This is a genomic window from Propionicicella superfundia DSM 22317 (assembly GCF_000423465.1).
GTDB lineage: Bacteria > Actinomycetota > Actinomycetes > Propionibacteriales > Propionibacteriaceae > Propionicicella > Propionicicella superfundia.
In genome coordinates, this window is the sequence record NZ_AUIA01000026.1 from 37,544 (window position 1) to 55,673 (window position 18,130).

At 71.7% G+C, this 18,130-nt stretch carries 14 protein-coding genes; 7 read left to right on the forward strand and 7 right to left on the reverse strand.

Features of this window, described 5'->3' with window-relative positions; genetic code table 11:
* Positions 1-103: 103 nt before the first annotated feature.
* Both G555_RS22785 and G555_RS0104510 read left to right on the forward strand, forming a co-directional pair.
* Complete coding sequence (locus G555_RS22785; RefSeq protein ID WP_036921254.1) at positions 104-1,327, forward strand: ABC transporter ATP-binding protein; 1,224 nt, start codon at positions 104-106, stop codon at positions 1,325-1,327.
* Positions 1,328-1,332: 5 nt separating this feature from the next.
* Entirely contained in the window at positions 1,333-2,142 is an 810-nt protein-coding gene (locus G555_RS0104510; RefSeq protein WP_245581195.1) for an ABC transporter permease, read from the forward strand.
* A 153-nt stretch (positions 2,143-2,295) separates the two neighbouring features.
* Here G555_RS0104510 and G555_RS21070 read toward each other — a convergent pair whose 3' ends face one another.
* The 4 genes from G555_RS21070 to G555_RS0104530 all read right to left on the reverse strand — a co-directional run bounded on the left by G555_RS21070 (position 2,296) and on the right by G555_RS0104530 (position 6,863).
* Positions 2,296-3,372: a glycosyltransferase family 4 protein gene (locus tag G555_RS21070; RefSeq protein WP_028707950.1), complete on the reverse strand. Its 1,077-nt coding sequence runs from the start codon at positions 3,370-3,372 to the stop codon at positions 2,296-2,298.
* A 40-nt stretch (positions 3,373-3,412) separates the two neighbouring features.
* Complete coding sequence (locus G555_RS21075) at positions 3,413-4,606, reverse strand: glycosyltransferase (RefSeq protein WP_028707951.1); 1,194 nt, start codon at positions 4,604-4,606, stop codon at positions 3,413-3,415.
* Positions 4,603-5,637: a glycosyltransferase family 4 protein gene (locus G555_RS0104525; RefSeq protein WP_036921259.1), complete on the reverse strand. Its 1,035-nt coding sequence runs from the start codon at positions 5,635-5,637 to the stop codon at positions 4,603-4,605. The genes G555_RS21075 and G555_RS0104525 overlap by 4 nt, the downstream gene beginning before the upstream one ends.
* A gap of 68 nt (positions 5,638-5,705) precedes the next feature.
* Complete coding sequence (locus tag G555_RS0104530; protein WP_028707953.1) at positions 5,706-6,863, reverse strand: glycosyltransferase family 4 protein; 1,158 nt, start codon at positions 6,861-6,863, stop codon at positions 5,706-5,708.
* 176 nt (positions 6,864-7,039) lie between these two features.
* On the opposite strand from G555_RS0104530, the gene G555_RS0104535 reads away from it, so the two are divergent.
* From G555_RS0104535 to G555_RS17960, 3 genes are all read left to right on the forward strand, one after another.
* Positions 7,040-10,297, forward strand: coding sequence for a galactose-binding domain-containing protein (locus G555_RS0104535; protein ID WP_156887432.1), 3,258 nt, complete (start codon positions 7,040-7,042; stop codon positions 10,295-10,297).
* A 292-nt stretch (positions 10,298-10,589) separates the two neighbouring features.
* Positions 10,590-11,885: a polysaccharide pyruvyl transferase family protein gene (locus G555_RS0104540; RefSeq protein WP_028707955.1), complete on the forward strand. Its 1,296-nt coding sequence runs from the start codon at positions 10,590-10,592 to the stop codon at positions 11,883-11,885.
* 111 nt (positions 11,886-11,996) lie between these two features.
* Positions 11,997-12,926 carry a glycosyltransferase family 2 protein gene (locus tag G555_RS17960; RefSeq protein ID WP_051208440.1) on the forward strand — a complete coding sequence of 310 codons (930 nt, stop codon included), beginning with the start codon at positions 11,997-11,999 and terminating at the stop codon, positions 12,924-12,926.
* 83 nt (positions 12,927-13,009) lie between these two features.
* On the opposite strand, the gene G555_RS0104550 is transcribed toward G555_RS17960, so the two are convergent.
* The 3 genes from G555_RS0104550 to G555_RS0104560 are packed head-to-tail and all read right to left on the reverse strand — an operon-like array spanning position 13,010 to position 15,884.
* Entirely contained in the window at positions 13,010-13,654 is a 645-nt protein-coding gene (locus G555_RS0104550; RefSeq protein ID WP_028707956.1) for a PIG-L deacetylase family protein, read from the reverse strand.
* Positions 13,655-13,673: 19 nt separating this feature from the next.
* Positions 13,674-14,498, reverse strand: coding sequence for a glycosyltransferase family protein (locus G555_RS0104555; RefSeq protein ID WP_028707957.1), 825 nt, complete (start codon positions 14,496-14,498; stop codon positions 13,674-13,676).
* A 24-nt stretch (positions 14,499-14,522) separates the two neighbouring features.
* On the reverse strand, positions 14,523-15,884 hold the full coding sequence (locus G555_RS0104560) for a glutamate-1-semialdehyde 2,1-aminomutase (protein WP_028707958.1): 1,362 nt from the start codon (positions 15,882-15,884) through the stop codon (positions 14,523-14,525).
* 108 nt (positions 15,885-15,992) lie between these two features.
* Between G555_RS0104560 and rfbG the strand changes: the two genes are divergently transcribed.
* Positions 15,993-17,048: a CDP-glucose 4,6-dehydratase gene (rfbG, locus tag G555_RS0104565; protein WP_028707959.1), complete on the forward strand. Its 1,056-nt coding sequence runs from the start codon at positions 15,993-15,995 to the stop codon at positions 17,046-17,048.
* A gap of 462 nt (positions 17,049-17,510) precedes the next feature.
* Positions 17,511-18,130 (forward strand): hypothetical protein (locus G555_RS0104570; RefSeq protein WP_156887433.1); only part of this gene is annotated, 620 nt, incomplete at its 3' end.

Here is an 18,130-nt window from a genome sequence, read left to right on the forward strand (position 1 = left end):
GCATGACGCGATCGGAGCGGGTCGCAAATGTGCGACTCGGGACAGGGACGCTCCCGTACACCGCTCTGTTAGTCTCGGGCGCGAAGCGAGGGGAGGCGCGTCGATGGGGGCTGCGGACTCGGCGATCTCGGTGTCGGGCCTTTCGAAGGTCTACCGCATCCGGTCGTCGTCCAAACACCGGCCGACGCGGGCGACCGAGGCCATCGTGCACCGCCTGCGGCACCCGTTCGAGAAGGTCGAGTACGAGGACTTCCACGCGTTGGAGGACGTCGACTTCGAGATCCCGTTCGGCGAGGCGGTCGGCATCATCGGCCGGAACGGGGCGGGGAAGTCCACGCTGCTGAAGATCCTCACCCGAATCACCGCGCCCACGACCGGCCGGATCGAGCTCGGCGGCCGCGTCGGCAGCCTGCTGGAGGTCGGGACGGGCTTCCACCCCGAGCTCACCGGGCGCGAGAACATCTTCCTCAACGGGTCGCTGCTCGGCATGCGGCGGGCCGAGATCGTCCGCCGCTTCGACGAGATCGTCGCGTTCTCCGGGGTGGAGAAGTTCCTCGACACCCCGGTCAAGCGGTACTCGTCGGGCATGTACGTGCGGCTCGCGTTCTCCGTCGCCGCCCATCTCGAGACCGAGATCCTGGCCATCGACGAGGTGCTGGCGGTCGGCGACGCCGAGTTCCGAAACAAGTCCCTGGCGAAGATGCGCGACGTCGCCAAGGACGGCCGCACGGTGTTGTACGTCAGCCACCAGATGGCGACCGTGACCGCCCTGTGCACGAGCGCGATCTTCCTGTCCGCCGGCCGGCTCGTGCACAGCGGCACGGTGGACGACGTCCTCCAGTTGTATCGGGACAGCTTCGAGACCGTGGCCGAGACGACCGCCGTCGCGGCACGCAGGCCCGGGACGGGCGAACTGCGGACCAGCGACGTCCGGGTCGCCGACACCGTCTTCGGGAGCACCGAGGACAAGGTGATCGAGATCGACGTCCCGGCCAACGCCGAGTCGATCGGCTCGTACTTCATCTCGTGCCACATCAACGACGACAACGGGGTGCTCGTCACCAAGTGCGACTCCCGTCTGGTCGAGGCGTGGTTCGACCCCGAGCAGGAGCAGCGGGTGCGCCTCACCGTGGCGGGGCTGTGGTTCACCCCGGGCCGCTACACCGTCGACGTGTTCCTGTGCCGGATGGGCATCCTGGACGCGTGGGAGGCGGCGGCGTCCTTCGAGGTGCTGCCCGAACTGCCCTACCCCGAGTCGATGAACGACGAGGCGATCCAGGGCTCCCTCGTGCTCAGCAACTTCACCTATGAACGGAGCGGATCGTGAGCCGGATGGTCATCACTCCGCCCGGACGCCTCAATCTGCCGCGGTGGCGGGAGCTGTGGGACGCTCGCGAGGTCGCCTACCGCTTCGGGCAGCGCGACGTCATCCTGCGCTACCGGCAGACGGCGGTCGGCATCGTCTGGGTGCTGCTGCAACCGCTCGTCGCGGCCGGGATCTTCTCCATCGTGTTCGGCAATCTGGCGGGTCTGCCGACCGACGGCGTCCCGTACTTCCTGTTCAGCTACATCGGCATGCTCGCCTGGAACCTGTTCAACGGGCTGGTGAGCCGGGCGTCCGGGTCGCTCGTGGCCAACCAGGCGCTGGTCGCGAAGGTGTTCTTCCCGCGGATGCTGGTGCCGATCTCGTCGCTGTTCGCGGTGCTTCTGGACTTCGGCGTGGCGCTCGTGCTGGGGGTCGTGCTGCTCGTCGTCTACGGAGTGAACCCGGGGTGGGGCGTGCTGCTCATGCCGGTGTGGCTGGTGTGCCTGCTGATGTTTGCGCTCGGGATCTCGCTGGCGGCGTCGGCGTGGATGGTGAAGTACCGCGACGTGACGTACGTGATCCCGTGGCTGCTGCAGGTCGGCCTGTACGCGACGCCGATCGCGTACTCGCTCAGTGCCGTCCCGGAGGCGTTCCGCTGGCTGTTCTACGCCAATCCGCTCGCCTGGCTGGTCGAGCTGTTCCGTGCCAGCATGCTCGGCACGACGCCGAGCGAGGCGTGGCTCGCCCCGGCCGCCGTGGCCGCGAGCGTGGTCGTGCTGTTCCTCGGCGTGCTGGTCTTCCAGAGCCGCGAGCGGGAGTTCGCCGACCTCATCTGACCTCGACCCGTGCAGGCCCGGGCCGGTCCCATCCATGCTCGCTGTCGGGCGGGGCTTTCGCGTAGCTACGTTCCGGCCGGGAAGCTACGGGGGGACCGGTAGCGTCGCGGCCTTGGCGTAGCGTCCTGGCCCGGAGCGTAGCTACGCGGCTGGTCAGGAGGTGACGGCGGTGAGCCAGGCGTCGATCGGCCTGACGGCGTTGGCCCAGGTCAGCTCGGTGAGGGCGAACCCCCGCCCCGCGTGGGGGGCCGGTTCTTCGTGACGGTGGGCGAGACGCTCGACGATCCAGGACGCCCAGGCCGCCGGGTCGTCGCTGACGAACGCCGGGCTCTCGTCGAACGCGTTGGCGCCGTCGGGCGTGGCGACGACCGCCGCCCCGGAGGCCAGCGACTCGGCGAACTTCACCGCGGCTCCGACGCCCAGGCGGACGGGGACGGCGACGACGGTCGCGGCCGCCGTGAAGGAGGCCAGGTCGGGAACGCGTCCGACCGCCTCCATTCCGGGCGGCCAGCCGGTGACGTCCCCGGTGCCCGAACCGGCCACGAGCGCGCGCGCCTCGGGAGCGGCGGCGTGCACGGCGGGCCACACCTCGCGGACGAACCACTCCAGGCCGAGGGTGTTGGGCAGCCACGACCAGGATCCGAAGAGCGCCACCACCGGACGTTCCCGGGAGAACTCGACCTCCGGCCACTCCGCGGGATCGACCCCGAGCGGCGCCGCGAACGTCTTGTCCGCGGCGGCGGGATGGTGCGCGACGAACCGCTCCCGTTCCGTCTCCGAGCAGGTCGTCAGCGCCGTGAACCGCCGCGCCGCCGCCTCCTCCTCGGCCAGCGCCGCCTGCGCGGCCTCGTCCTCGCCGCGCCGCAGCAGCCAGTCGCTCATGACGTTGTGGACGTCCAGCAGGATCGGCACCGTGAGCGCGTCGCCGGGAGGCAGCAGCCAACTCGAGTCGAGGTGCGAGACGACGACGGCATCGCAGTCGGCGCGCAGGATGCGCCGCCGGAAGCGGGCCACGAGCACCGGGAGCGGACGGCCGAGGATCGAGATCCCGAGGCGGCGGGTGGGCGTCAGCGCCGCGATGCTCGCCGGATTCTGCTCCCCGTCCAGCGCGAGGACGTCGACACGGTGCCCGAGCGCGATGAGCGCCCGGATCTGGTGGTACTGCCGTCGCTGGCCACCTTGGCCCGACTTGTCCGGAGTCTCGGTGCTGATCCAGAGGACACGCGCCATCGGCTCTCCCTCTCCCTGGCTGACCAGGGTATCGGACCGGTCAGCGCGGGCGCGCGGCAGCCGACCAGACCGCCGAGACGGTCTCGGCCGTCGCCTCGGAGCTGAACCGGCTCCGCGCCGCGGCGGAGGCGGCGACGGCGCTCGCCCGGGCTCCGGCCGGGTCGCGCAGCACGGCGGACATCGCCGCGGCCAGCGCGGGCGGGTCGTGCGGGCCGACCAGGCGACCGACGGGCGTGGTGAGCACGGAGCCGTCGCCGAGACGGGTTCCGGCCGGGGCCTGCAGGATCTCCCCGACACCCCCGCCGAGGGTCGCGACCACAGGGACGTGGCGAGCCATCGCCTCGACGATGACCTGGCCGAACGGCTCGGGGACGGGCGACGCGTGGACGAGGGCCGTGAAGCCGTCGATGGCCGCCCTCGGGTCGTCGGCCCACCCGGCGAAGTCCACCGCGTCAGCGATGCCGAGGCGGGCCGGCAGCCCCGAGACCTCCTCGGCGTACGGCTGGTCGGAGAACAGGGCGGCGCCGACCACACGGAACCTCGCGGCCGGGAACTCCCGGGCGACGACGGCGGCGGCCTCGATGAACTCCCGCTGCCCCTTCGTCTCGCTGATGCGGCCGAGGAGCCCGAACACCGGCGGGTCCGGATCCTCGTGACGATCGCGATAGGCGTCGGCGGGCAGGCCGGGGTGGGCCACCGAGACGCGCCTGGCCGGCAGGCGGGTCAGGCCGGCCACATCCGCCGAGTTGGCCACGACGTGCCGTGCTCGACGCGCCAGGAGCCGCATGGCGGCGACGACCGGACGCGGAAGGTAGTCGGGGCTGAGCCGGTCGTGCAGGTGCCACACCCACGGCAGTCGGGCGCGGCATGCGGCCAGCTCGGTCAGCACGGCGGCCTTCAGCGTGTTGGCGACGACGAGGTCGGGGCGCAGCGTCCGCAGCCTGGCCGCCAGCTCCCGCGAGAAGGCCAGGGAGTCGCGGCCCGTGCGCGCCAGCACCCGCGGGTCGGTGAGGCCGCCGCGGCTCTGCGTCGCGGTGCGTTCGGCGAGCGGGAGCACCTCGGTGTGGACGCCGTGCCGGTCGAGCTCGGCGCGGAACGGGCCGTCGGCGAGCAGCAGCACCGTGACGTCCCACTGTGAACCGAGCGCGAGCAGGAGCCGCAGCAGGGCGATCTCGCCGCCGCCGAGCTGGCCGGTGTGGTCCACCACCACGACCCGCCGGGCCGCGGCGCTCACGGCGTACCTCCGAGGACGTCCTCGTAGAAGGTCCGCGTCGCGGCCGCCTGAGCCTCGGGGGTGAACGACGTGGCATGACGATCGCGGCCGACAGCGGCCAGGTGCGCGCGCAGGTCGGGGTTCTCGGCCAGCGTGCGCAGCGACGTTCCGGCCGCGGCGGCGTCGCCGGGGTCGAAGCCGTAGCGCAGGGTGGCCGCCGGCAGCGACTCGACGTGGCCGCCCGCGGCCGCCGCCACCACCGGCAGCCCCGCGGCCATCGCCTCCACGACGGTGAGACCGAAGGGCTCGGCCGGCGCGGTCGCCAGCAACAGCGAGCTGCGGGCCATGAGGGCGGGCACGTCGTCGCGGCGTCCCAGGAAGGCGACGGCGTCGGCGAGGCCCCGTTCCTGCGCCCGCGCCCGCAACTCCGCCTCCTGCGCGCCGCTGCCGGCGAGTTCGAGCCGCCAGCCGGCGGCGGCCAGCCCGGACGCGACGAAGGCGTCCAGTGCCAGACCGGTCTCCTTCTCGGCCTCCAGCCGCTGCGCGACGAGGACGATCGGGCGACGGTCCGCACTCGGTTGCGTGGCCGCCGGGACGCCGGGGTGGATGATCCGGCTGTCGCCCTCGATCCGGTCGGCGACGAACCGGCTGATCGCGATCTGCCCGTCGAGCCGTCGTGCGATGAACGGGGACACCAGGGCGCCGAACCGGCTCGCCCCCCGATGGCGGGCGAAATGCCGGGTGGCGACCACGGGCGTCGGCTGGAGGCGTACCCGCTGCGCCGCGGCGACGGCGAACTCGGCCTCGGTCATGTGGGCGTGGACGATGTCGGCGGGCCGCAGCCCTGCCCACAAGGCGCGCAGGACGTCCGCCTGGGAGTCGCCGGGCGCGAAGGCGACACCGCTGCCGGCCAGTGCCGCGCGCATCCGGTCGCCCTGCCCGCCGACCACGACCACCTCGTCGCCCATGCGGGCCTGGGCGGTGGCGAGCGTCGCCATGTAGCGCTCCACGCCGTAGAACGCATCCGAACGCACGACGTGGAGGATCCTCATCGTCGCTTCCCCTCTGCCGTCCTCGTCGCTCACTCTAGTTGCACCGGCCATCAGGCCGGCAGGGTCGTTCAGGGGACGTCGATCTCGTCCAGGACGGCGGCCAGGCGGCGCCACGACCAGGTCCAGTCATGGGCCAGCGCCCGCGCCCGCGCCGCCGCGCCGAGCGCGTGGCGATGCTCCTCGTCGGCGGCGAGCCTCTCGATGGCCGCAGCCAGTTCGGCGGGCTGCTCCGGATCGAACAGGATGCCCGCGTCCCCGAGCGACTCCGGGATGCCCCCCATCCGGGCCGCGACGATCGGCAGCCCCGTCGCCATCGACTCCCCCACCGTCAGCGGGCACGGGTCGGGCCACCGCGACGGGAGGACGAGGATGTCGGCCCGCTGCAGCACGGCGGGCAGGTCGGGGCGGGGCACGAACGGCTGGAACGTCACCGTCCCGTGCGCCTGCTCGGCCAGGGCCCTCAGCTCCTTCTCGTAGTCCGACAGCGGGGCGTCCCGCGCGAACGTGCTGCTGCCGACGATCGTGTACTCGATGTCGTCCCGCTCGACCATCCCGGCGGCGGTGAGGAGGATGTCGGGCCCCTTGATGGGAAGGACGCGGCCGATGAACAGCACGCGCAGCGGTCCCGGCTCGCGGGTCGCAGCGGGGTGGAAGTGGTCGGCGTCGACGCCGTTGCCGACGACGCGGATGCGGTCGTGCAGCGACGCCGGCAGGTGGTCGCGGTGCTGCGCGGCCAACGACTCGCTCACACAGATCAGCCGTTCCGCGCCGCCGACGACACGGGTCGCCTCTCGCCGCGAATAGGACCGCAGCAGGTCGTTGTGTGCGTACAGCATGACCGCGTGGTCGCTGTCGCGCAGCAGCCACGGCATGATCGTCGCGTTGTGCGCGAGGACGATCCCGGCCGGCTCGGCGGCGAGGCGCTGCGCGACCGGGGTGTAGTAGCGGACGTTGCCGCTACGCGGAACGCCCAGGAGGCCGAGGGCGGCGTCGGTGTACCGCTCGCGCGCGTTCGGCGCCGGGACGCCGGCGTACTCGACGGGCCGGGCGGACTCGTAGCGCGGGCGGAAGGTGTCGTCCTGGAGCACGATGTGCGGCGGGTAGCGGTCCGCGTCGCCCGCGATGGCGGCTCCCGTGGACAGCCCGTGCACGACGGTCGGGATCGCCGAACCGGTGCGGGGCGAATAGTGATCCCCGGGGGTTATGACGTGGTACACGTTGGTCACGGCTGCGCTCCTCGCGTTCTGCCACCTGCCTGGAACGAGTGTGCACCCCGAGGATGCCCGGACGTCCCTCATCGCGCAATCGCCTCTTTCGGGGCGGGCCGGACGGCGGCCGGGCTTGGGTACGGCCGGGCCGCCGCAGAGAATGGGGGCAGCACGGCGGTGTTCAGGGGGGTGACATGGCTCGTGGCAGGTGGTTCGCGGCGGGGATCGTGGGGGTGACGGTCGTCGTCGTCGCATCGGTCGTGACGTATCTGGCGACCAGAGACGATGGCGGTTCCGCCCCGACGTCGAGCGATCTCGCCGGCTCGGTGACGCCGGTGTGCGGCTTCTCCGGCGAGCTGCTGTCGCGGCTCGTGGCGAACCGCGCGAAGGACACCGAGAGCGCCCCGCTCACCGGGTTCCCGGTCGGCGACGGTGGATCGGGCACCCTGGTGGGGCTCGCGGCCACGGCCGACACGGTGACGACGATCCGCTCCCTCGACGGCGGCGGCTCGCGGGTCGCGGTCTACGACGGCGACGGCACCCTGCAGCGCCGCTACGACATCGACGTCGAACGCGACACGAGCGAGGCGGCGCACTGGAACGGCCGGTCGGCCGTCGCGCCCGATGGCAGCATCTACGCGATCGACTCGTACCAGGGCCGCCGCGCCCTCGTCCGCTTCGACCCGTCCGGATCGCTGCAGGACTCGTTCCCCGTGCCGACGAGCGACGAGTCGACCGGGCATCCGCTCGACCTGCAGGGCGTCACATGGGTCGACGACCTCTCCGGATCGCCCGCGCTCCTCGTCGGCGAGGGGACGCGCACCGTCCACGCCTTCCGGACGGACGGCACCTACCTCGGCACACAGGACGATCTGCGGACGACCGTGGTCGGAGCGGTCGACGGCACGAGCGTCGCGGGGCTGGCTCCCGCCGCGGACGCCGTGAGCCTGCTCACCGTGACGGACGCGACGACGGGGCAGGTGCGACTCCAGGCCCCGACCGGCACGGGTGACGTCGCGCTCGGACAGTCGGCGACGTCGCGGCTGGAGGGCCTCGTGAGCGTCCTGCCCGGACCGTCCGGCGACGGGTTCCTGCTGGTGGACCCCGCGAAGGGGGTCGAGTGGGTGGACTCCCTCGGCGTGCGTTCCGGGATCTGGCTGAACGAGCAGCAGGAGTGGTCGTTCGCCGAGAGTGCGAACGCCGTCCATGTCGACGGCGGGTACTGGTTCGTCGTCACGCAGGACGGCGCCGAGCGGATCGTGCGGGTCACCGAGGACGAGGCGCGGGACAGGCTCGCCGAGCCGGTCGAGACCACCGCGGGCACCCTCTCGGCGCTGGCGCAGCTCGGCGTCGGGATCGGGGCGGTGACGTCGCAGCCGTTCAACCACTTCGACGCGGGCCGGACCCCGGCTGCCGCGATCCGGTTCGAGGACGGGTGGGGGAGGCTCGGCGAGGACGACGCCGCGAGCGGGCTGGAGATCCGGTACTCGGTCTCCGGCGACCCGACGCTGGCCGATCCGGTGGTGCAGGAGCAGCGCACCGTCGCCGTCGCGGTCGGCGGCGGCGAGGCGTCCCTCACCCTGCCCGAGGCGAGGCCCGGCGCCTACGAGGTCGATGTCTCCCTCGTCGACACCGCGTCGAACTCCGTGCTGTCGGGCACGTGCCTGCGGTACAGCGTCGGGGCCGAGGGCGCCGACCTCGACCTGGGCGGCCTCGCCGAAGGGGCCGACTGGGGCGGTCCCGGACCGCTGCGCGGCGTGCAGCTCGCCGACCGGCTGGGCACCGGAAGTCACCGCGTGCAGCTCGCGTTCGGCGACCTCGTGAAGGACCCCACGGCGTCCCCGTCGGCCGCGGGCATCACCTGGTCGGCGCTGCCGGGGGCGGGCGAAGGCGCCGACGGCTCGGTCGCGGCGGCCTTCGCCGGATTGCGGGCCGCCGGCGAGTACGCCGCGGCCAACGATGTCCGGCTCATCGTCCAGGTCGGCAGCGGCGGGGACGCGGAGCAGGCGGCCGTGACGGCCGGGACGTGGGGCGGGTGGGTCGGTGTCCTCGTCGCCGAGTTCGCGCGGCAGGCGCCCGAGATCACGTCCTGGTCGCCGTGGAACGAGCCGAACGCGACGTTGTCCTCCCTGACGGGGGCGCAGGTCGCCGAGCGGGTCGACATCCCGTTCGCGCGGGCGGCCCATGCGGCGAACGCCGACGCGCTGGTGCTGGCCGGGAACACGCTCGGCTTCGTGACGGACTGGTGGTCGAGCGCCGCGACGACGTCGTTGTGCTCGGTCGTGGACGCCGTCGCCGTGCATCCCTACACGGGGTGGAACCGGTCCTGGGAGGAGGAGGGCTTCTCCGAGTCCGGCAAGGGATTCGACGAACTGCGGACGGCCCTGGGCAGTGACTGCGCCGACCTGCCGCTGTGGGACACCGAGTCGGGCTGGTGGGCCGACGGCGCGAGCGCGTTCTGGGCGCAGGGGTCGAACGTGGCCCGCAAGCTGCTGTGGTACCGGCAGGAGGGCGTCGCGGGCTGGACCTACTTCTTCAGCGAGGGCGGCTGGGGGGAGAGCAACCTGAGCTGGTCGCTCATCCAGCACGGGTCGTACGTGAAGCCGGGCGGGCTCACCTCCGCGGCCGTCTCCCACCTGCTCGCCGGGCGGGAGACGCCCACGGTCGAGACGACGGGCGTCCCGTTCAGCACGACGATGCGGCTGGCCGGTTCCGCCGGCTCCGACCTGCTCGCATCCTGGACGAGCGAGGCGCGCCTGGACGCGGTCGTCGTGACCGACGCGCCGGAGGTGACGGTCACCGACCAGTACGGCGCGACGCGGACGGTGGCGGTCGAGGACGGCCGGGCGCAGGTCACGCTGACGACGGGACCGCAGTTCTTCGCCGTCGCCGACGGGAGGAGCCTGTCCATCGCGTCGCCGGAGGAGTACGGCACCGATCTGCTGAAGGGGCGTCCGGTCACGGCCAGTTCGACGCACGAGGAGGCCGACGCGCAGATCATCACCTCGGGCACGGTCAACCCGTACCGGCCCTGGAGGTCGGGGCAGGCCGCCGGAGGAGGGGTCGACGAGCATCCGTCGGTGGAGATCCCGCTGGCCGAGGCCACCACCATCGACCGGATCGCGGTGGCGAGCGGAAGCATCACCTGCTGCGAGGCGGGTCTGCGTGACTACACGGTCTCGGTGCGGACCGCCGACGGGTCGTGGCAGACGGTCGCGACGCAGACCGGGCAGTTCTGGGAACGGGTCGTCGTCTTCCGGATCGACGCCGTCGAGGCGAGCGCCGTGCGGATCGAGGTGCCCTGGACGACGATCCGCGGCACCCGGATGCTCGCCGTGAACTACACGGGCATGGCCGGCGGCCTGCCGACGCCGTTCATGGGTCTGCAGACCGAGTCCGACTACGTCGTCGCCATCGCCGCCGTGTCGGCCTGGAGCGCGCGCGGCGGGTAGGGGTCGCGGGCGCCCTCCCGCTCGCGGTCCTGCGACCAGGCCCCACGGCGTTCCGGATCGGCCGTCGGACCGCGTCACGCCCGCTGTGCAGGAGGTCTGCGACGAGGTGCTTGCCGCCGCGCATTTCCGCGTCGGCTTCGGGGGATCGCACAAGTCCCGTGTTCGGGTGACCGGACGGCACTCCACATCGGTGCGTCGGTGGACGATAGTTGTTACCCGGGGGACTCCGGCGCGCGACGCGGGCCGGGAGCAGCATCACGCGCGACGAACGGGATGGACGCAGGGGGGTCGTATGGCGCGTCGTGGAGATCGCGGAATCGCCGAGGTGGACATGGAGGCGAACGTCACCGGCACGAGGCCACGCGTCGGAGTCTGGGGTGTCTTCGGCCGCGGGAACTTCGGCAACGAGGCGACGCTCGCCGCGCTGCTGGGTCGGTTGAGGGTCGCCGGCGCGGACGCGATCCTGTTCTGCGAGGATCCGGGGGCCGCGACGAGCCTGCACGGGGTGCCCGCCCGTCGCCTCGGGGCGCCGGCGGCGTCGCACGGCTCCCGGCTCGCCCGGCTCTGGCAGACGGGCATGAACCGGCTCCGCCTCGTCCGCGGCGCCTTCGAGGCGGTCGGGACGGTGGACAGCGTTGTGATCGCCGGGACGGGCGGGCTGGAGCGGTACGGGTCGGGTGCGTTCGGGACGCCGTTCGAGATCTGGTCGCTGGGCGTGGCCGCACGGCTGCGTGGCCGGTCCTTCGTCCTGCTGGACATCGGGGTCGAATACCTTCCCCGTGCGATCGCCCGGTTCTTCGTCCGCGGCGCCGCCCGGGCGGCGTCGTACCGTTCCTATCGGGACGCCGCGTCCCGCGAGTGCATGGTGCGCACGGGGGTGGCGGCGGCGGGGGACGACGCGGTCGTGGCCGACCTCGCGTTGTGGCTGGACGCTCCGGCGGCGGAGGAGCGGGAGCCCGACCGGGTCGTCGTCGGGGTCATGGACTACTGGGGCAGGGACAGCGAGCCGGATGCCGAGGCGGCCAACCGGAGGTATGTGGCGTCCTGCCGGGAGCTCGTCGGCGACCTTCTCGCGGCAGGGTGGAAGGTCGACCTCGTCGGCGGCGACGAGGTGGATCTCGGCGTCGCGCGCAGGCTCGCCGCGGAGGCCGGCAGCGATGACGTGGGCGTCGTGGAGGCCCGCTCCCCGGAGGCTCTCACGCGCACGATGGCACGGGCGTCCGTCGTCGTCGGGACGAGGTTCCACACCCTCGTCATGGCCCTGATCGCGCAGACGCCGATCGTCTCGGTCGGCTACGGGGAGAAGCACCGGGCCCTGCTGCTGCAGCTCGATCGTCCCGACCAGCACGTCGACGTGGAGGCGTTCTCTCCCGCGGAGGTGGCGGCGCTGGTGTCCCGGGCCGCCGCCGACCCCGGCTTGCGTGACGGAATCGCACGACTGGTGACCGAGGCGCGTGAAAGGCTCGACCGCGAATGGGTCACGGTCCTGCCCGTCCTGTCGCCTCCCCGGCCCGTGCATCGGCGGAGCTCTCCTCCGTGGCGCGGATGGCCGCGGCCCTGCCGCGCGACATCGGGGAGGGACGCGTAGCATGCCGGTTCGGGATCTGACGAGGCGCGGGACGTGTCGTCCCTGCGGAGGCGCCCCGGGGCGGCGAGGACGAAGAGCCCAGGTGGGGCGAGGGAGGCGCGGAAGGATGACATGGCACGACTGACGTTCGGAATGCCGGTCTACAACGGTGAGCGTTTCGTGGGATCGGCGCTGGAGTCGTTGCAGAACCAGGATGTGGAGGACATTCGCATCGTGGTCTCGGACAACGGGTCGACCGACGCGACGGCCGAGATCTGCCGGGCGGCCGCGGCGGCGGACTCGCGCATCGACTATCGCCGCTACGAGGAGAACCGCGGCGGCATCTGGAATTACCAGAACGTGCTGGAACTCGCCGACACGGAGTTCTTCAGTTGGATGGCCGCCGACGACATCAAGCTCTCCTGCTTCGCGTCGGAGTGCATCGATGCGCTCGACGCCGCCGGGCCGTCGGTCGTCCTCGCCTGCCCGCGCACGCAGATCATCGACGAACACGGGGAGATCACGGAGACGCTGAACGACACGAGGATGGGGATGGACGCCCGGACTCCGCACGAGCGGATCCGGAACTTCCTGCGGGCGCAGGCCTTCCACGTCATGTACGGCGTCATCCGGCAGGATGCGCTGCGTCGCACGCGGGGGACCACCTCGGTGCTGGGCGACGATGTCGTCCTTCTCGTGGAGCTCATGTGCCAGGGGAAGCTGGAGGTGACGCCCAGCCTCGTCTTCCACCAGCGTCGCCACGACTCGCAGGTGTCGGTGCAGGGTGTCACGAACACCGGGTGGTTCACGCCGGGCAGCCGGCCCCGCATGTCGTTCGCGGAGACGCGCACGAACATCGGGATCTACACCGGTATCGCCCACAGCGGTCTTCCGCTGCCGGAACGGCTGCGGAGCTGGGGGGTCGTCGGACCTGCCTGGGTGTTCCCGCGCTGGCGCGCGATGGTGCGCGACGTCCTCAACTTCGTGGGGGTGAGCCCGTCGGTCGGGAAGTTCCGGGCGAGACGGGCCGCGCGGGCCGCGGAGGCCTCGCAGGGGCGCTGATCGTCCCGCGGCCGGGCCGCTGTGCCTCGCCCGGTCGGGTTTGAGGCATACCGGCTGGCCCTCGAACCGCGGCGGTCGGGGGCCTACAGCTCCACGACGAGCTTGGCGGTGGTGAACGCCTCGGCGTAGCGGTGCTTGCACTCCATGCCGCGCACCCGCATGAAGCCGAGGAACAGCTCGTCGTCCCACCAGTCCCGGTCGTGCTGCGACGGGTAGGAGGCGTTCAGCAGGTCGACCTTCTCGCGGGCCACCGCGTCGGGGAGCGGCACGTACACCGGCGGACGCCCGATGTCGCCGTCCCACTTGGGGATCTCGTAGTGCAGGATGAGGGAGTTCCGCCACACGGTCGGCGCCAGCGTGCCGAGCAGCCGGTGGTCCTGGTGGGCGTCGTCGGGACGGGGAGCGAACACGATGTCGGGCGAGGGGCGCCGGGCGGCGAGCTCGTGGACGCGGCGCTTCACGTCGGCCCACCGCTCGGGCAGGTACCCGTCGGCGAAGGTGTCGTCGTCGCTGCCGAACTCGACCTGCGTCCCGGGCACGAAGGCGGCCGCGGCGGCTTGCGCCTCGGCGCGCCGCAGCGGCGAGCCGGTCAGGACGAGGTGGTCGGCGGTCAGGGTGCGTTCACGGGCGAGCCGCAGCAGCGTCCCGCCGCAGGCGATCTCGATGTCGTCGGGGTGCGCCCCGATGCACACGACGCTGAGGTCCCCGGGGGGCAGCACAAGGGTCACGTCGGTGTCCTCTCGTCGGTCAGTCGGGGATCGGTGCGGGCGCGGGGTCGGAGGCGGGGTGCGTCGGCCTGCCGGGCAGCCACACCTTCCACGGGGCGGTGTTCGAGCGGTTGAGCTCTTCGAGCTGGTTGCGTTCCTTGACGGTGTCCATGCAGGCCCAGAAGCCGTCGAACCGGTTGGCCGCGAAGCGTCCCTCCGCCGCCGCACGCAGGCAGGCGTGCGTCACGAGGTCCTCGCCCTCGTCGAAGTAGTCGAAGATGCTCTGGCGCAGCACGAAGAAGCCGCCGTTGATCCGCATGTCCAGGTCGGCGACGGCCTCCAGCCCGGTGAGGTTCCCCTCGGGAGAGATCCCCACGACATGGAACGAGTCCTGCGGGCTGACCGCGAGCAGGCTGCCGACGTGCGTGTCGGGCAGGCGTGCGACCAGATCGTCCATGTCGACGTTGGACAGGCCGTCCCCGTAGTTGGCGAGGAACATCTCGTCGTCGCCGAGGTAGCGCCGCACCCTGCGCAGCCGCTCGCCGATCGGCGTCTCGTGGCCTGTGTCGACGAAGGTGATCGTCCAGTCGGTGATGTCGGTGTTGAGCGGCTCGACCTTCGCGCCGCCCTGGGAGAGCACGAAATCGTTGGACGTCGTCTCCTCATAGTTCAGGAAGTAGTCCTTGATGACGTGCCCGCCGTAGCCGAGGCACAGGATGAACTCCGTGTGCCCGAAGTGGGCGTAGTACCGCATGATGTGCCACAGCATCGGCCGGGAACCGATGCTCGACATGGGTTTCGGCAGGGGATCCTCACCGGTCCGCATCCGCATCCCGAGGCCTCCGCAGAACAGCACCACCTTCATGTCACACCTCCATCGTGGGGGACGTCACGCCCGCAGCCGGCGGGGGGCGGCGAACTCGCGGACCGACGGGGCGACGGGCCGTCCCTCCAGGAACCCGTCGACCGAGCCGGTCGCGAGGGCCTGTGCGTACACGCCGAGCGCGCCGTCGGCGGCCTCCAGCGTGCGGGAGATGTCGTCGTCGGTGTGGGCCCAGGAGATGACGAGCGAGGGGGACAGCACTCCTCGCTTCAGCAGCTCCTGCAGGAACAGGGTCCGGAACGGCTGGGACGGCTTGCCCTCGGCGTCCTTCGTGCCGAAGACCATGCAGGTGGAGCGTCCCAGGACGGGGACGTGGTCGGACAGCCCGTGCGCCCGGGTCAGGTCGGTGAGTCCGGCGCGGAGCCGCTCGCCCTGCGCCTCCATCTCGCCGACGACGTCGTGGTGGTCGTAGGTGTCGTAGACGGCCAGCAGCGCGGCCAGGCCGGTGGTCTCGCCGCCGTGGGTCGTCGACAGCAGCCAGACCCGCGAGCGGTCGGTGTTGAGGCCGCCCAGCTCCATGAACTCCCGTTTGCCGGCGAGCGCGGACACGCTGAAGCCGTTGCCGATCGCCTTGCCCCACGTCGACAGGTCGGGGACGACGCCGTAGACGGCCTGGGCGCCGCCGACCGACCACCGCAGTCCCGTGATCATCTCGTCGAACACCAGCAGGAAGCCGTCGGCGTCGGCCCGCTCGCGGAGCCCCTCCAGGAACCCCGGTGCCGGCTCGGCCGTCGCGGTCGCCTGCTCCAGGATCAGCGCGGCGATGCGGCCGGGGTAGCGGGCGAGCAGGTCGTCCACGGAGGCGAGGTCGTTGTACGTGAAGCGGACGGTGCGGTCGATCTCGTCCTGCGGGATGCCGGCGTTCATCGGCGTGCCGCCGATGAACCAGTCGTCCACCGAGAAGAACGGCTGCGTACCGCAGACGGCCACCATGTCGCGGCCCGTGTACGCGCGGGCCAGCTTGATCGCGCCCGTCGTCGCGTCGGAGCCGTTCTTCGCGAACTTCACCATGTCGGCCCCGGGCACGTGGCCCAGGAAGCACTCGGCCGCGCGCAACTCCCAGATGCTGGGCCGCGAGTACCCCAGGCCGCCCGCCGCCGCGGCGGTCGCCGCCTCCACGACCGGCCGGTAGCCGTAGCCCAGCGTGACCGCCCGCAGGCCCATCCCGTACTCGACGTACCAGTTGCCGTCCACGTCGAGGACGCGGGCGCCTTCGCCGCGCTCGATGATCGGGGTGATGAACTCCGGGCACTGATCGGAGCCGCGGGCGTAGGTGTGCGCGCCGCCGGGGATGAGTTCGTGGAGCCGTGCCTGTGCGGCGTTGGAGGTGGCGAAGGATCGAGGTGACGACGTGCTCGGCTGACTCATGCTGCTCCTGCCCGAGAAGGCCATGCGCTCGCCGGGTTCGGCCCGCGTGAGGCGATGGCGCTGAACCTGGTCCCGCGGGGGACACAGCGCTCACGATACCGTGGCCACATGCAGGCGGAGTACTGGCGGGATTGTCCCGTTTTCATCACGGGGCACACGGGCTTCAAAGGCGCGTGGCTATGCCTTTTGCTGGAAAGGATGGGCGCACGGATTCACGGGTACGCCCTGGAGACGCCCGCGGATTTCCTCTACCACCGGGCCGGCGTGTCCGGCGTCCTGGCGAGCGATGTGCGCGGGGACATTCGCGACACGTCCGCGTTGACCGCGGCGATCGACGCGTCGGGAGCCGAGGTGGTGCTGCACCTGGCCGCACAGTCGGTCGTGCGGGAGTCGTATGCGAACCCGCGCGAGACGTTCTCGACCAACGTCGACGGGACGCTGTCGGTGCTGCAGGCCGCCCGTGCGGTCGAGCGGGTGACGCGGTGCGTCGTCGTCACCACCGACAAGGTGTACCGCAACAACGAGTGGTTCTGGGGCTACCGCGAGACCGACCACCTGGGCGGCGACGATCCGTACAGCGCGAGCAAGGCGGCCACCGAACTCGTGACCCACTCGATGGCGGTGTCCTACCCGCGCGACGGGTACGCGGTGGCGACGGCCCGGGCCGGCAACGTCATCGGCGGCGGGGACGCGACCCCCGACGCCCTCATCCCCGAGCTCATCTCGGCATTCGCCGCGGGCCGGCCGGCCGTCCTCCGCTACCCGCAGGCGGTGCGGCCGTGGCAGCACGTGCTCGAACCGCTGAGCGGGTACCTGACGCTCGCCGAGAAGCTGGATCCCGCCCGCCACGACACGGCGTGGAACTTCGGCCCCCCGGCCGAGGACGCCCTCACCGTCGGCGAGGTCGCCGACCGGCTCGGCGCACTGTGGGGCGACGGCCGCTGGGAGCGAGCGGGCGAGACCGGGCCCCACGAGGCGGGGCTGCTGACCCTCGACTCGGCGAAGGCGCACGCCGAACTCGGCTGGCGCCCGACGCTGGCCGTGCAGGAGGCGCTGTCCTTCGTCGCCGACTGGGAGTCGTCGGTCCGCGACGGGCGGGAGACTCCCCGCCACGCGACAGAGCGGCAGGTCGCCGAGTACCTCGCGCGGGCCGCCCGCGGCTGACCCCGGCGTCACTGGTCCTTCGCTGGTGGGTTTCGTGACCCCCGGCGATGTGAGACTGAACGGGACATCCGGAGGGTTGTGATGGATCGTGAAGTTCTCAATGGAGACTGCTGGTTCGGTCGGAGGCGGCGTTGCGGCGTGGCCATCGGGGCGTGAAGGCGGCGACCTTTTCGATGAGCACGGGTATCGGGCGGGGTAGCGGGTATGTCGAGTCCGGTCGATGAGAGTGCGTTGATCAATCCGGCTGCGTTTCCTTTCAGGTCTGCTGATCTTGATACGTCTTTGATCACGGGTAGTGCGGGCGATGTGGTGGGGCTCGGTGAGGGTGTGGCTGGTGCGGCGGGGGATGCGCAGTCGGCGTGGAGGGGTTTGCAGGCTCCGGGGGTGTTCGAGTCTCCGGATGGGGAGGCTGTGTATGGGTTGATGGGTCCGGCGGTGTCTGGTGCGGCGGTGATGAGCGGGGTGACGACGCGTGTGGGTGCTGCGCTTGAGACGTATGCGGCCGCGTTGGATGGGATCAAGCCGACTCTTGCCGAGTTCGAGGAGCGTGCGGTCGCGTTCCGGACCGAGGCGCTCGCCGGGTATCAGGTGACGAATCTTGAGGCGTACGGGAGCTTCACGTTCACGAGCTACTGGGAGTCGGGTGCCCATGGGCAGGAGCAGTTGGCGGGGACGAGTATGGATCCGCACGCGTACACCACGATCCCGTGGAACGAGCATGGACCGGCGGTGGAGAAGAACGCGTCGTTGCTGGGCGAGTTGAACCGGATCATCGAGTCGGTGTCGACGGCGGCGGCGACGTGTGCGAACACGATCCAGGCCGAGTTGACCACGGTGTGTGCTGTCCCTGCGCAGGCGATCACGGCTGCGGCGTTGGATGCGAATCCGGATGTGTCGTCGTGGGGGCGGCCGGTGGAGGAGAGCCGGAATTGCACGGAGTCTGTCGGGCACGGGCTCGGGAACTTCTGGGAGGGGACCTGGACCGGCGCGGCGTCCTTGATCGGCCGTGATCCGGAGAGTGGCGACTGGAGTTGGGGTGTTGCCGGCCGGTCGTGGCTGGGGGTTGGTGATTTCGCGTTGTC

Excerpts from the sequence above, each read along its gene's own strand:
- G555_RS22785 (WP_036921254.1), top strand. The coding sequence starts at position 104 with ATGGGGGCTGCGGACTCGGCGATCTCGGTGTCGGGCCTTTCGAAGGTC.
- G555_RS0104510 (WP_245581195.1), top strand. The coding sequence starts at position 1,333 with ATGGTCATCACTCCGCCCGGACGCCTCAATCTGCCGCGGTGGCGGGAG.
- G555_RS21070 (WP_028707950.1), bottom strand. The coding sequence starts at position 3,372 with ATGGCGCGTGTCCTCTGGATCAGCACCGAGACTCCGGACAAGTCGGGC.
- G555_RS0104525 (WP_036921259.1), bottom strand. The coding sequence starts at position 5,637 with ATGAGGATCCTCCACGTCGTGCGTTCGGATGCGTTCTACGGCGTGGAG.
- G555_RS0104535 (WP_156887432.1), top strand. The coding sequence starts at position 7,040 with ATGGCTCGTGGCAGGTGGTTCGCGGCGGGGATCGTGGGGGTGACGGTC.
- G555_RS0104540 (WP_028707955.1), top strand. The coding sequence starts at position 10,590 with ATGGCGCGTCGTGGAGATCGCGGAATCGCCGAGGTGGACATGGAGGCG.
- G555_RS17960 (WP_051208440.1), top strand. The coding sequence starts at position 11,997 with ATGGCACGACTGACGTTCGGAATGCCGGTCTACAACGGTGAGCGTTTC.
- G555_RS0104555 (WP_028707957.1), bottom strand. The coding sequence starts at position 14,498 with ATGAAGGTGGTGCTGTTCTGCGGAGGCCTCGGGATGCGGATGCGGACC.
- G555_RS0104560 (WP_028707958.1), bottom strand. The coding sequence starts at position 15,884 with ATGAGTCAGCCGAGCACGTCGTCACCTCGATCCTTCGCCACCTCCAAC.
- rfbG (WP_028707959.1), top strand. The coding sequence starts at position 15,993 with ATGCAGGCGGAGTACTGGCGGGATTGTCCCGTTTTCATCACGGGGCAC.